This window comes from Bradyrhizobium arachidis, from assembly GCF_024758505.1.
Lineage (GTDB): Bacteria > Pseudomonadota > Alphaproteobacteria > Rhizobiales > Xanthobacteraceae > Bradyrhizobium > Bradyrhizobium manausense_C.
This window is the reverse complement of the sequence record NZ_CP077970.1, coordinates 1,822,414-1,835,545: the sequence shown is the minus strand read 5'-3', so window position 1 is coordinate 1,835,545 and position 13,132 is coordinate 1,822,414. Positions and strand designations below refer to the sequence as shown.

The window sequence follows — 13,132 nt, the reverse complement described above, 5'->3', positions numbered from 1 at the left end:
TCCTTCTGATTGCTCTCTATGGCTTCGGGCCGACGCTTTGTCGAATCGCACCGAATGTGAGGTTTGAGTTCAAGCCGAAAGGGCGGCGAGTTCGGAAGCTGTCTTTCCGACCTGGCTTTCGTCGATTGACTTCATGATGCCGTGCTCCATCAGCATATCCTCAAGTTCGTCCATGCTGATCGGCGTCGGGATGATGCCCTTGCCGCCATTGTTGTGAACTTTGGACGCGAGATTGCGATAGTGCTCCGCCTGCTTGGAGTCCGGCGCATATTCCAGCACCGTCATGCGGCGTAGCTCGGCATGCTGGACGATGTTGTCACGGGGGACAAAGTAGATCAGCTGGGTGCCGAGCTTCTTGGCGAGCGCTTCCGCCAGTTCCAGCTCCTTGTCGGTCTGCCGCTCATTACAGATCAAGCCGCCGAGCCGCACGCCGCCGGAATTGGCATACTTCAGAATGCCCTTGGAGATGTTGTTGGCGGCGTACATCGCCATCATCTCGCCGGACATGACGATGTAGATCTCTTGCGCCTTGTTCTCGCGTATTGGCATCGCAAAGCCGCCGCAGACGACGTCGCCGAGCACGTCGTAGGACACGTAATCGATGTCCTCGTAGGCGCCGTTCTCTTCCAAGAAGTTAATCGACGTAATGACGCCGCGGCCAGCGCACCCGACGCCTGGCTCCGGACCACCGGATTCGACGCAGCGGATATCTTTATACCCGACCTTCAAGACGTCCTCGATCTCGAGATCCTCGACGCTGCCGGCGCTCGCCGCGAGACTCAAGATCGTATCCTGTGCCTTGGCATGCAGAATCAGGCGGGTCGAGTCGGCCTTCGGATCGCAGCCAACGATCAGGATCTTGTGGCCCATCTCGGCAAGCGCTGCGAGCGTGTTCTGTGATGTGGTCGATTTGCCGATACCACCCTTGCCGTAAAACGCGATTTGTCTCAGTGACGACATGTTGCTCTCCATCGATCAATTGATGATCTGCGTAATGCGCTCTCTCGTAATCCCATCACTCGGCTCGCCGCATTCGCAGCTCGGTGAGATACAAAGGCCGACAGCCGCGCCTTTGCACAACGACTTTTGCAACGAGCGTGCCAGCGCTCGCTCGAAACAAATAACAGTGCAAGTGGAGATAGATACCGGTTGTAGGGGACCATTGTCGCAAGTCCGACATCGGCAATTTTCGACATGAGCGGTCGCACTAACTTGTCTGAAGCAAGGCAATGCTTTGCTTTGCTTTACCCGACGGACGAAATCGACAGTTTTCGTTCACACGCGGCTGGACAGCTACGGTACGGAGCTTGCTTTGATGTGTATTGATCAATGCACAGAGGGTATCATGCGATTCGATACCGAGACCTATACAAGTAGCGGCTGTCCGCGCATCCTCCTGATCGAACCTGAGCAGGTCGTCCGTTCCGCGCTCGACTACATCTTACGTGAGCGCTACCAGACACATGCTTTTGCCTCTCTGGATGACGCCATGACGTCGCCAATGAAAACTCCCGACCTCGTTCTGGTCGGCATTGCCATCCTGCGGGATCGAGGAGAGGCAGTCCTGGACGAACTCATCAAGGTGTTCGCGAGTACCAAGGTCCTGCTCGTAGCGGAGCGGAACTCCGATCCCCTGGTGCAGACTGGACTTGAGCGGGGCGCACACGGGGTCATCACCAATCCAATCTCCTTCAGTTCTGTCTGCGAGGCCGTTAGAATAGCGTTGGGTGAACCGGTCTTTCACGATGGACCATCGCGTCTCATTCCTGTCACGTTCGATTAGACGCTTCTTACGCGACATCGGATGGCCTAGTTGCAGTCGACCTGCACCAGCTCCCGATGCTCGTGGACGGCTTCGCAATCGACATGAAAATGACGCCCTCTTCATCGGCTCCGCCTTGAAGGTCCGGACCATAGATATCGGCGTGAAGACCTTTGCGGGCGCAGTTCGTGGAAGCAGATCTCCAGCATCGCGACCTGGCGACGGGGAACAGCAAGCTCGTGGGTCTTCCGGGATCTGAATAATCGGCCTTGCCTGGCCAGACGACCGCTTCTTCGACCTCGGCCCCGCGTAGCAATGGATGCCGGAAACTCGATTGTCGGATAGTCAACGCGCGCCGGACCAGCTCGGTCATGATCAGCGAGCGGTAATAGCCCTCCAGGTACCACGGGACGCATCCAAGCGAGCCTTCTTTTTCTCTGGCAACCTCTTAGTTCTTCAAGGCCTTATTGGGAGCTATCAGGGCCTCACGGTTGCGATTGGTCCACGTCAATGCCGCCTACCCGCTCGACTGTTTGTGAGCTGCTACCATCCACTACTTCGCCTGTGAACCGATGTATCGCCTCGGTCTGCCTTCGAGAGTGTGCGCCCTATTGGCCGCCGGCCATAACGCCGCTGACGAACGCTCTTTCAAGGTTGCCGCAAGCTGGCCACGCCGCTCGACGACTCGGCGGGGATGCGCCGACACTCTTCTTATCGGCGACGATATCTCGATCAACATTGTCAGGCGGGAACGCATGTGTCTTCGACGGGACAGACCATCGCGCATTGCGGTGTATCGGAATGCCCCTCGCACTCAGTGCACTTTTCCGGATCGATTACATAGATGTCGCGCTTGAGGCTGATCGCGCCGTTCGGACACTCGAACTCACATGCACCGCAAACCGAGCATTGCGAAGCGACGATCTTGTAGGCCATGGATTGCGACTCCTAGGATTAAGCGGTGCGCTCGACACCTGCCTTTCAAGCCTCGTGCCACATGTGAGAGACGGGAGCTCCCGACACCGACTTTCGCAAGTCTGCCGTCGCTAGCAATACAATAACACCACCTTGTAATCGGCAATCGTCTCATCAGAATCGTTTGAATTGGAGGGGGCTATCTTGAGCGTGTCGTCGATCTGCGAGCGGGCATGCGCGCGCGCCGACTTTGGCTCGGCGGATCTGCCCGCAGCGACAGCTGCCGCCTTGGGCCAGGAAAATCCGAGAAGACTTAGACTTTCCCCGCTTCGTGCCGAGTTACGCGGGTACTCAACTTTACATTGTCGGCTTATCCGCACCCTGTTGTCGTCTCGACGACTTGGCCAGTTTGCGACACTAGAATTGACATTGCACCCGGGACAACCGAGATCTCGTCTTGATGAGCGCATCAAATCCGCGATGAACCACGCCGGCACTGTCACACGTGTTGTCCGCCATTGATTGGCACTTCCGCACCTGTGACGTAGCTCGCGGCGCTTGAGCAGAGGAAGAAAATAACTTTCGCGACCTCGTCCGGCGTGCCGACACGGTGTAGCGGTATAATCGGCGCCAACCTCGCTTCAGTTTCCGGTGACAGAATGTCGGTCTTGATTTCGCCCGGCGCGATCGCGTTGACCCGAATGCCGAACGGCGCGTAGTCATGCGCCATCTCGCGCGTAAGGCAGGCGAGCGCCGCCTTAGAGGTCGCATAGGCAGTACCTGCGAAAGGATGCACACGAGTGCCAACGATTGAGGTGACATTGACGATCGAGCCGGATGCCACTTTCAATTCGTCGAATAGACCTTGCGCAAGTAGAATCGGCGCGACCAAATTGACGTGAAACACGCTCATCCAGGTTCCGATGGATGTTGTCAACGAATTCAGCCGACCGCCATCTGGTGCCTTTGGGGAAATACCGGCATTGTTGACAAGGGCGTGAAGCGGCTCTCCGTTGAGCCGCTCCTTGATCTCGGCAATCGCGCGCGGCAACGCGCTGTGATCGCTTAGCTCCACCTGCACGTGGTTGTTGATTCCCGAATCCCATGGACATCGACGGTCATCGAAGGGCTGTCGAGAGCAGGAGATGATTCGCCAACCAGCTTCGGAGAACAATTTACCCGTAGCGTGACCGATGCCGCGCGAGGCGCCGGTTAGTACAAGCGTCTTCTTTTCGCCAAGTCGCGCGTGGGACTTATCGTCGTGAAACGGACAGTGCGCCAGATCTGGATCAGAGGTCTGACCAGCAACACTGTCTTCATCTAATCGATGAAGGGGCAAGCGAGCTCCTTAAGAGTGAAGAGATAAGTCGGCATCGTTGGCAGGAAAGTTTGCAATAATTGGGCCATGGCAGGTCAACGCACGAAGCGATTCTCTCGCTCGGATGTCGCCTCAGCCACATCTTCCCCGGTTTGAAGCAGGTGCCCGTCGCTTTCGAACCAAATTCGGTGTTGAGCTCGGCATCATTTGGCGAAGCGGCTGACAAAGGCCGTGTTTGCACCGGAGCTGCCTAGATTCATAGCGTGCTGCTAGAGGCCGCACGTCAAAGCCCACCAACCACCCTATACACTTGATAGGTCTTACACGCATTGCGGCTCGCGAAGCAAACCGAGGCGCCCGGCGCACTTTTGCCAGTTGTAAAATGCGCCGGGTCCCGCCTCTGCACCATCAGTACATCCGTGATGATGCTGCTCTGACTGACGCGAGCAGCGTGGCGAAACTTAGGCCGCTAGACCGCCTCCGCATCGCCGAGACATCATTTACGCAAATAGTTCGAAAGAGATTGAATCGTACGTAGCGTCTATTTGTACGATCTCTGATTCTGCTTTTGAACCCAACAACACCGGCTAGACAGCTCACGCATTGCACGCAAGACGCAGAACCGCCGCCATGATTAACGAAGATCCCCCTGAGGTTCGGATTTTCGTCGATCAGTTTGCGGACGATCTCATAGACATTCGCAAATTCTTCATGAGTCAGCAAAGTGTCGCCCACGTCGAACCGCCGTGTGCTCGCGCATTAGGAGAAGGCGGATGTGTGGAAGAGCCTGTTCGGCGCCGGACGAGCCGGATATGGAGTACGCCATCGTCAACGCCACGGTCGTCAAGGTGCACCGCCACGGACAAGGTGCAAAAGGAGGACTCAAAGTCAGGCTGTCGCCGTTAAGAGTGGCATGAGCACCAAAAATCCTGACCCTCACCGATGCGCTCTTTGCCCTCGTGTGTTTCGTGCTGCTGCTCGGATAGAGCTTCGACATCGTCGGTGTTCCGCCACTCATCGAAAAGGTGGCCTTCGAAGCACTGATCACCGACAGTTTAACAGCAATGCCATCAGCGTCGATCTCGGCGAGCAGCGGCGCCAAGGTAGTCATCTCCCAGCACCCGCGCCACGCACAGCCGCACGCCATCGACAAGAAAAAGTACAAATCATCCGATCGAAACCCTCTTCTGCAGGCTCAAGCAATTCAAACGCATCCCGCTGCGCGCAGACAAGCCGATCAAAGCTTCGCTGCTATGATCCATTAGCCGCGGCCGTGATAAGCTCCCGATGAATCCCGACAGAACCTACGCTAGTCGCGGTCTGCAGCAGACGCTCTGCGCCGGCGTGTCAGCTTGTGGTCAGTTAGGCTGCGTATCATTGTACCCAACGCTTGAGCGGCACAAGCCCGTAGCAAGCAACTTTGCCGATAGGAGGGCGATCTAATGTATAGCCGAATCACTGGCTCATCCAGCCAGTCCACAAGCGCCAGCCACGCTGATGAATCGAGACAGTCAGAAGACACCTACCGCTTTGCGGAGACGGTTGCAGGCGCGTCGGGGTCTAGGCCCTACTTCCTCGCTTCCAAGCCACCAATCGATGAGATCGACAGGTCTTCCTTCATGACAGAAGTGAGGGAGTTCTTGGGCCGTGACATCAGACACATCGCCGATAGTTCACAAGAGTACTCGGCTTTCGTAGCCGAAAAAGCTGAGCGTTCAGCATGGGTTGCTGGGGGCTATACCAGCACCTACGATAATCCGAGCAAGAGGGCGCGTTTCTTCCGCTATCAATTGGGCGACAAAACTGTCGGTCTTCTAAGGTCAGGAGCCGGCTTTCCCCTCGAAACGGAAGAGGCGCAGCGACAATTTCCTGAGCATAGCGAGGTCACATCCGTTCTGGACCTTAGGATTACTCATCCGCTGGTCGAGAACGCAGGCGATATTCTGCTGGAGCATCAGCTTCGGCTTGACGGCGAGCGGCCATTGGTCATGTCGCGTCCTGCCTTAGACGGGATTGAACCCCGTCTAGCGGAGATGGGCTTTGTTCATATGGGTGATATGGGCGATTGGGGTAATAACTGCTGGGGCCTCGATCCCACCCAACATCCCGAGAAGTGGACGAGGAACGCCGACGGAAAATGGCAGCGCGCCGATAAACCTCCACTGTATCTTTCGAAAGAAGAGAGCAATGATACCGATACCGAAGCAGGTAGCGAAACATACTCGAGTGAAGCAGATTCTTCTGACGACGACCCTTCTTGGCACCTCGAGCGCGCCATGAGACGATTGGCTATGGGGTAACAGTTGCAATGACGAGACCGGATTCGAGAGTGATTTGGTTTATCGTCGTTGCCCCCACCGGTGAAAGGGTAAAGCCATTAACAGGAGCGGGCGCCGCGCGCGCTCCTCTCCCATTCCACACGTTTGCCCTTGGCGAGTCGTTAGTGCGAACCACCGACCGTGTTTCGTGAATTTTATCTGTTGTGCCAAGAACCGAATATGAAAGTTTATTTGCTGCTCGGTCAGCCCAGCGCCTTGCGATGCAAGCGTTAGTCGGTGATCCAAGACCGCATAGCCTGATGGTCGGCATAATATTGAAGAAGCTGTCTGAAGCGCGGATTCCGGCAATCTTTCCAGAATATACTGAGGTGATGCCGCTGGATTCCGGAATGCGCTCGCCAACCATCGGATGATCTCGCCCGGGCGTAGAAGCTCGCGGTTCCCAGGCGCTTGGTAATCCGCGGTCGATTTGGATCAGCGCCAGCGCGGTACGACCGCTCGCCTATCGCCGTTGTCGGGGAGGAGAAAAGCTCAAAAGAGACTTATTTATCTCATCGTCCGTCATATTCAGCCCAGGCATCAGACGTTTCATAGACTCGAACGCACGAGATTTGCGGAACTTTGCGATGCAATCTTTCCCAGATCCAAACAGCAATGTTTTCTGCCGTAGGATTATATAATCCTTCGACTTCATTCAGATATCGATGATCAAGCGCATTCACTATTTCGACAAGCGATTCCTCCAGGTCAGAAAAATCGATGACGAATCCGGTGACCGGGTCCACAGGCCCATCAAGCTGCACCTCGATTCGATAGGAGTGCCCGTGTATGCGGCTGCACTTGTGTGTGGCCGGCACGTTGGGGAGGCAGTGGGCTGCCTCGAACCTGAACGCTTGTGATATCCTCATCGGTCCTCAGATGCTTGCAGTATGCCTCAGCCGTTGTGCATGCAACACCACCATGAACTCAGGCACGTTCTGCGGCGAACTTCCATCAGTCAACCTTGGCTGCTTTGGCAAACATTTCGCGAGAAACCATCGGGATGGCGCGCCTCCGCGAGTCGGATCCGCAAAGGTACCACCCGCCGAAGCGTAATCCTTACCCGTGCGACGCTCGAGCACGATCCCCATGCCCTCAATGTTCGGAATGCCCTTCTCTTGCAGCTCAGGCATTAAGGGTTTGCGGGCTAGTGCCGCCTCTATGTAGGGCGCCAGCTCCTCTTCTTTATGTCGAACGCGTTCGTCTTCCCGTTCCTTCAGTGAGGGCATAACCTCTTTGGCGAACAGCTCGAGTGCCTCGCAGATATGCTCGTGCTTATTCAGTCCGCAAATCATCTGGTCGATACCGACATCGGCATAGCCCATGAGATGGTCACGAACGCTCTGAGGCCGGCCGATGCTTCCTGAGCCTGGTGTCTCTTTCACGTCGTCCTTGATCGTCTCATAGTACTCGTCGCGCCAGACTTTCGCTTGGGAGGCATCGACGAACCCAAAGACCAGCGCCTCCCATCCCGTGACGCGCGGCCCGCAAAATGCTCTCGCGCCGCGAGCAGGCCATCCAAAGCGGTGGGTGCGGCTTCTGTACCGGCTTTGGGACGATGTTGCGGGGTGGCATTTTGAAGAACCGTCCATTGTATCCCGGATACGGCCGCATCGTCATCATATTGGCGGCCTGTTCAACGCCTTCCCGCCACATCGCAACTTCTGGTCTGGCTCTATTCCAAACCATGCATCTCAATTAGCGAGGCAGATTCCCCAGTCCCCCAGTCAACGCGTCCTCCAGAAATCAGATCGAGCGTTGCGAGGCGCTCAGCGACCCGCACTGGATGATTGTAGTGCGGCGAGGCAAGACAAATGCCGTGGCCAATACGGATATTCCTTGTACGCTGCGAAACGGCACCTAGAAAGACTTCGGGTGCGGACGAGTGGGAGTATTCCTCCAGGAAGTGATGCTCGACCTGCCACATGTAATCGAATCCGAGCCAATCGGCGAGCTCGATCTGCTCCAGCGCATTTCCAAACAATTTTTCTTCGCCGCCATTTTCCCATGGCTGCGGCAGTTGGTGCTCATAGAACACTCCCAGCTTCATCTGTTTTCCTCTGTGGCGAAACGCGCAATCGATTCATATTCCGGGGACGCCACATGCATTGTCGCGCCGTTGATCGCCGAGCTGAACCCATCATGCAACCCAGGCGCTTTACACTGGCTGGCGCCGCTCTCATCTCCCCGAGCTGGTCTTCACTGCCACTATTCAAGCTGGCGGGAAGCCAAAGTGGAGCAAGGCATACGGACCAACCAATGAGATTTTTATCTGAACTGCGCCACCAGCGACTGCAACATGGCTATTGTCGTGACGGCTCTGCACTGCATTACGAGCAATGGGCGTGCCAAATGCCGAAAGCCCCGATTGAAGAAAATGAAAAGCAACGATTTTGGCGTCGACCGACGAATCAGCCTCACCCTAATGTCGTGTTTCCGACATAAACATCTTCAAACAAGACACATCCAAATATGACAATGCCAGCGTCGAAGTTAGACGATTTTGCAAGTCGCCCGCCCTTAGGCCGAGCTAGATGCGGCGTTCACAACTAAATTTGCCGGATGGTGCTATCAAGATGGGAAGGGGGCAGAGCTGCCTTTATGAGAAAATGTAGGACGCAGCTACACAGGGCGTTTGGCCAAGCATCGCGTCCCTAACGCGCAATCCTTGTATCAAGCTTGCAATTCGCTCGACAAAGAGTGGGGACCATTATGCGAATTCTCCTGATTTCCGCCGCCGTTCTGGCCAAATGCTTGCAGCCATCGGAAGCACATGCTGAGCAGCTCTTGGTCTCGCAATTCGGGCACATGGCCTATCGCTCCGTCCAGGAGGCGGTAGACGCACTGCCGGCTCGAGGCGGCGACATTCTGATCGCACCGGGCATCTATCGCGAAAAGATCAAGGTCGGCAAACCTGGCGTTCACATCAAAGGCACCGGCGAGAAACCGGAGGACACAGTTGTCGTCTACGGCGACGGCGCGGTCAAAGTTGGTGGAACCGTTCATTCTGCCACCATGGACGCATCTGGCGATGACTTCTGGCTCGATAATCTGACGATACAAAACGACTATTCCTTGGATCCAGACAATCCGCCGTCGCAGGCGGTGGCGCTGTCTATTACCGGAGACAAAGACATTATTACCCGCGTCCGGCTCCTCGGCGCACAGGACACACTATTCGCCAACAAAGGCCCGAACGGCCGAACAGCACGGCAATACTTTTCGGACTGCTACATCGAGGGCCATGTCGATTATATATTTGGCAACGCGAAGGCCTATTTCCAACATTGTGAGTTGCACGGCATCGCCAACCAGGCGGTGGTGTATACCGCACAAAGCAAAGACTCGCCGGACGAAGACAGCGCCTATGTTTTCGATCATTGCACCCTGACCGCCGATCCGAGCGCACATGGCATCGCCCTTGGCCGCCCTTGGCGCTCTTATGCTACAGTGATCTTCTTATTCACCCGGATAAATGCGCCGGTGGTCCCGGAAGGCTGGAGCGAGTGGGATCGCGGCAAGACCAATAGACTGAAGACCGCCTATTATGCCGAATACCAATCCACCGGTATCGGCGCCGATCCCAGAGGACGGGAGTCTTACTCTCATCAGCTAACCGACAGCGAAGCCAAACAATGGTCACTCAAAGCGTTCTTCGCTGATGACACGAATTGGCTGCCGAGCTCACCATCAAGATAGGAAACTATGAGGCGGTCGTGGAATTCTGGTACGTCCACCGCTGCGCCGTTCTGGATCTGCCACGCACAGCTGTGCACCGCCTTACTATCAGCTCGTTAGGGTTTGCGAACCGGCTCGCGAACTTCGTCAGCTTCTCGTTCAGCCGTAGGCGGCAAGCTGAGGCCGTGAGTCGGCGTGGCCCAATGGCATAAGCGCAGATCAGCTCACCGCCCGCGGATCTTCACTTCGAGGTCACGTTCCAGTTGTTGAAGTTGAAGTGCATTCCCCCCGGGGACGAGGTGATCTCGACGCCGTATTGGACGCTACCAACCTTTATGTCGCCAAAGTAACCCGTCGATTTGATCCACTCCAGGGCACTCTTGATGTCCACCGTGCCGCTGTTGGCTTTCGACGTGCGTAGCAGTGAGATGACCTTGTGACCATTGTAGCCTTCAAACACGTTCCAAGTCGCTCCGCCTATGTTGACATTGCTGCGGACCGGGATCGCGGCTCCGGATGAGGCGTCGTAATGATATGAAATGGGCTTAACGTTGCCGCTACCGTCCGGGTTTCCGGTGTAGTTTGTCCAGAGCATTATCTCATACTGCTTTGAGCTGTCCCAGATATCATAAGCGACATCCCAGGCGCCTCCAGCAGGAACAGCCTGATTGAAGCTCGAGCTCAAAGTGTTGATTGAACTGAGCGGTTTGCCGATATCAAAAGCTTCGTGTGGATAGCTCTTGATGCCACCAGTATTAGGCTGGTTCGACCACACGCCCCACTCGTTGACTGCACCCACCGAAATCGTCTGAGGCCCAGCGCCCGCGCCCCATACGTCGTTATTCCAAGAGTAGCCATCGCGTGAATAGCTCCCGTATGGATCGCTCGAGCGCCAAACCGGAGCCTTTGCCGATGCAGATGCGGCAGATGATGGTGACTTGGCATCATTCACGGCCTGCCTAAATAGATCATGATTCTCCTGTGTCCAGGCGTACCCCGTTAGGGACTCTGGCGAGCCGGCACCGTTTATCCGATTGGAATCCATAAAAGCTCTCCTTTCGGTTCTGAGAACAGTGTCTCTTGCAGATCCACCCAGCGGGTATCCTAGGCTCGTGGCCAGTTCCTTCATAGACGGCATCGATATCGAGAGACCAGGTTCGAATGCTAGGAAGGTTGGCTTTCGAGAAGCTGACGAGATCGAGGAGAAAAGTGAACCCCGCCCGGGTTCGCCGTCTCGCATGACAGCAGCCTGGCTGAGACAGAGGCAACGATTCATTTGATGACGAGCCTGGTTCGAACATACTTGGAGCGAACGTCCAACAATGAGTGTGGTGCTCTCATTTCATTTGCCGGGGCTTGCAAATTTGGTGGCTGCTTCTAGTTTCAAAAGGTCGGCGACAACCCTATCATCATCGGCCCGAGCCTCTTCATTCGACTGAAACGGTGATCGAGGGGGCACCTGCGGGCGCAAAATCTAACAATGAGCCGAAGCTGGAAAATAAGCGGCAAGCTGATTGTCTCTTTGTCGCTCACGTTCAGCCAAACATATCCCGCTGGGCGGTCGGGCCCGGATGGCACCGTATAAGACAGCCGCGCTCAGAACGCTTGCTACCTGTTCGGTCACGTGCCGTAGCTAACAAGAGGCGCTAGATTCTATCGGGGCGCGATGCCGTTCGCAGATCTTCTGGGTGCTTTTAGGAATGCCTTTGCACAGCCTTCCCATGCGCCAGACGACAGTTGGCCTTGCCCACCCCGCAAAGGCGGCCACACGGCTGAAACCACCACGTTCGTATTTTCCACCTGCCAAGTCGCGCTATCGGAGAATAGCACATCCTCCATCGCAATCTCAAGCGGATGGACTAGATCAAGCCCGTGCATCACCAGCGCACCACCACCGCCACGCACGTGGCGCAGAACGATCTGTCGGTAGACCGGCAATTCGTCGCCGTGCGCCTGGAGATCATAGCGTGTATCGAAATAGATGGGCCATCGGTTGCCGCGTAGGCACACATTCTCATAGGTGACCCTCTCCACCAGGCCACCTCGGCTGACGTCGCTCTTAATGCGCAAGCCAGATGTCGTGCCGTCCAGGGTCAGGCCATGCACCAGTATGTCACTGACACCGGAGTTAACCTCGCTACCGATCGACATGCCGTGCCCCCACCCGAAGTAGTTGTCAATAATGGAAATGTAGCGGGCGGGACCATTGTTTCCGGCTTTGATCGCCACATTGTCGTCTCCAGTACGGATCCGACAGTGAGCAATTGTCACATCTTGGCTGGCGCCAGGATCGATGCCGTCTGTATTGCGGGCGTAGGCCGGTGTATCGATTGTGATCCCCCAAAAGGTGGCACCTTCGACCCGGTTCATCGCCACGTGGAAGTTGGGCGCATTACGCAGTGTGATGCCGTGGAGGGCAATGTCCTGGGCATGGTCGATCTGGATGAGGCGAGGGACGTTCTGGTTCCCACCCTCGGTTTGCGCGCGCCGCGCCAATTGCCACCAACTCTCACTGGTGCCGACCATGAGCGCGCCGCCCTGGCCGTCGATGATGCCATCGCCGTAGATGCCGCCTCCCCGTGTTTTGGAGAAGCTAATGAACGGGCGGCAGCCATCGCCCTTGCCTCCGATGCGACCACAATTTCCCAAGCCTTTGTCATATGCCTTCGGCTGAGCGAGAGCGATAAGCGTGGCGTCGCGCTCGATCCATAGCGTTACTCCGGATTTCATCTCGAGAGGACCCGACATGAAGATCCCCTTTGCCAAGTAGACCGCCGAGCCAGGGGGACAGTGAGCAATGGCGTCTTGCAGCCTATCAGTGACGTTCTCACTAGACGGCGCCAGCCGAGTGCAGACATGACTAGGTGCAACGGGCTCGGCGACAGCGCGGCGATCCTTGGCTTGTGCGAGGCCTACTGTTGCAAGCATCGACACCAAAGCCAAATTGTGCAAACGGACTAACATGAACAACTCTCAGTTTGGCGGCTCATTAACGAAATCCGAACCCAAGTTGCCGTAGCCTTCGCTATGAAGAGCTAGAATGGACCGCCTGACACCCATAAGAGCATGGTGAAGGACACAGCTACGAATGTGTTGTAAGTCCACGCGGGCGCAGAAGCAAAAGACACACGCCCGCGCCCG

General features: G+C 56.1%; 13 protein-coding genes. 3 read left to right on the top strand and 10 right to left on the bottom strand.

All coding sequences use genetic code 11. From position 1 onward, the window contains the following. Positions 1 to 69 precede the first annotated feature (69 nt). Positions 70 to 960, bottom strand: a complete 891-nt coding sequence (gene nifH / locus KUF59_RS08130; protein WP_258769197.1) for a nitrogenase iron protein — start codon at positions 958 to 960, stop codon at positions 70 to 72. A gap of 385 nt (positions 961 to 1,345) precedes the next feature. On the opposite strand from nifH, the gene KUF59_RS08125 reads away from it, so the two are divergent. Beyond that, positions 1,346 to 1,783, top strand: a complete 438-nt coding sequence (locus KUF59_RS08125; RefSeq protein ID WP_258769196.1) for a response regulator — start codon at positions 1,346 to 1,348, stop codon at positions 1,781 to 1,783. Positions 1,784 to 2,503: 720 nt separating this feature from the next. Here the strand turns inward: KUF59_RS08125 and KUF59_RS08120 are convergent. The 3 genes from KUF59_RS08120 to KUF59_RS08110 form a co-directional block, all read right to left on the bottom strand. After that, positions 2,504 to 2,698 carry a 4Fe-4S binding protein gene (locus KUF59_RS08120; RefSeq protein ID WP_258769195.1) on the bottom strand — a complete coding sequence of 65 codons (195 nt, stop codon included), beginning with the start codon at positions 2,696 to 2,698 and terminating at the stop codon, positions 2,504 to 2,506. A 478-nt stretch (positions 2,699 to 3,176) separates the two neighbouring features. Then, positions 3,177 to 3,959, bottom strand: coding sequence for an SDR family NAD(P)-dependent oxidoreductase (locus KUF59_RS08115; RefSeq protein WP_258769991.1), 783 nt, complete (start codon positions 3,957 to 3,959; stop codon positions 3,177 to 3,179). A 745-nt stretch (positions 3,960 to 4,704) separates the two neighbouring features. After that, on the bottom strand, positions 4,705 to 5,097 hold the full coding sequence (locus KUF59_RS08110; protein ID WP_258769194.1) for a hypothetical protein: 393 nt from the start codon (positions 5,095 to 5,097) through the stop codon (positions 4,705 to 4,707). Positions 5,098 to 5,437: 340 nt separating this feature from the next. On the opposite strand from KUF59_RS08110, the gene KUF59_RS08105 reads away from it, so the two are divergent. Next, positions 5,438 to 6,295: a host specificity protein gene (locus tag KUF59_RS08105; protein ID WP_258769193.1), complete on the top strand. Its 858-nt coding sequence runs from the start codon at positions 5,438 to 5,440 to the stop codon at positions 6,293 to 6,295. A 530-nt stretch (positions 6,296 to 6,825) separates the two neighbouring features. Here the strand turns inward: KUF59_RS08105 and queD are convergent. From queD to KUF59_RS08090, 4 genes are all read right to left on the bottom strand, one after another. Further along, positions 6,826 to 7,182: a 6-carboxytetrahydropterin synthase QueD gene (gene queD / locus KUF59_RS08100; protein WP_258769191.1), complete on the bottom strand. Its 357-nt coding sequence runs from the start codon at positions 7,180 to 7,182 to the stop codon at positions 6,826 to 6,828. A 6-nt stretch (positions 7,183 to 7,188) separates the two neighbouring features. Next, entirely contained in the window at positions 7,189 to 7,638 is a 450-nt protein-coding gene (locus KUF59_RS44330; protein WP_408918082.1) for a hypothetical protein, read from the bottom strand. A gap of 76 nt (positions 7,639 to 7,714) precedes the next feature. After that, on the bottom strand, positions 7,715 to 7,927 hold the full coding sequence (locus tag KUF59_RS44325) for a hypothetical protein (RefSeq protein ID WP_408918113.1): 213 nt from the start codon (positions 7,925 to 7,927) through the stop codon (positions 7,715 to 7,717). A 61-nt stretch (positions 7,928 to 7,988) separates the two neighbouring features. Continuing rightward, entirely contained in the window at positions 7,989 to 8,363 is a 375-nt protein-coding gene (locus KUF59_RS08090) for an LLM class flavin-dependent oxidoreductase (protein WP_258769188.1), read from the bottom strand. A gap of 662 nt (positions 8,364 to 9,025) precedes the next feature. Here KUF59_RS08090 and KUF59_RS08085 point away from each other — a divergent pair. Next, positions 9,026 to 10,012, top strand: a complete 987-nt coding sequence (locus tag KUF59_RS08085) for a pectinesterase family protein (RefSeq protein WP_258769186.1) — start codon at positions 9,026 to 9,028, stop codon at positions 10,010 to 10,012. A gap of 220 nt (positions 10,013 to 10,232) precedes the next feature. On the opposite strand, the gene KUF59_RS08080 is transcribed toward KUF59_RS08085, so the two are convergent. Both KUF59_RS08080 and KUF59_RS08075 read right to left on the bottom strand, forming a co-directional pair. Continuing rightward, complete coding sequence (locus KUF59_RS08080) at positions 10,233 to 11,120, bottom strand: GH12 family glycosyl hydrolase domain-containing protein (protein ID WP_258769185.1); 888 nt, start codon at positions 11,118 to 11,120, stop codon at positions 10,233 to 10,235. A 524-nt stretch (positions 11,121 to 11,644) separates the two neighbouring features. Next, positions 11,645 to 12,739 carry a glycoside hydrolase family 28 protein gene (locus tag KUF59_RS08075; protein WP_258769184.1) on the bottom strand — a complete coding sequence of 365 codons (1,095 nt, stop codon included), beginning with the start codon at positions 12,737 to 12,739 and terminating at the stop codon, positions 11,645 to 11,647. Between the last annotated feature and the right edge of the window lie 393 nt (positions 12,740 to 13,132).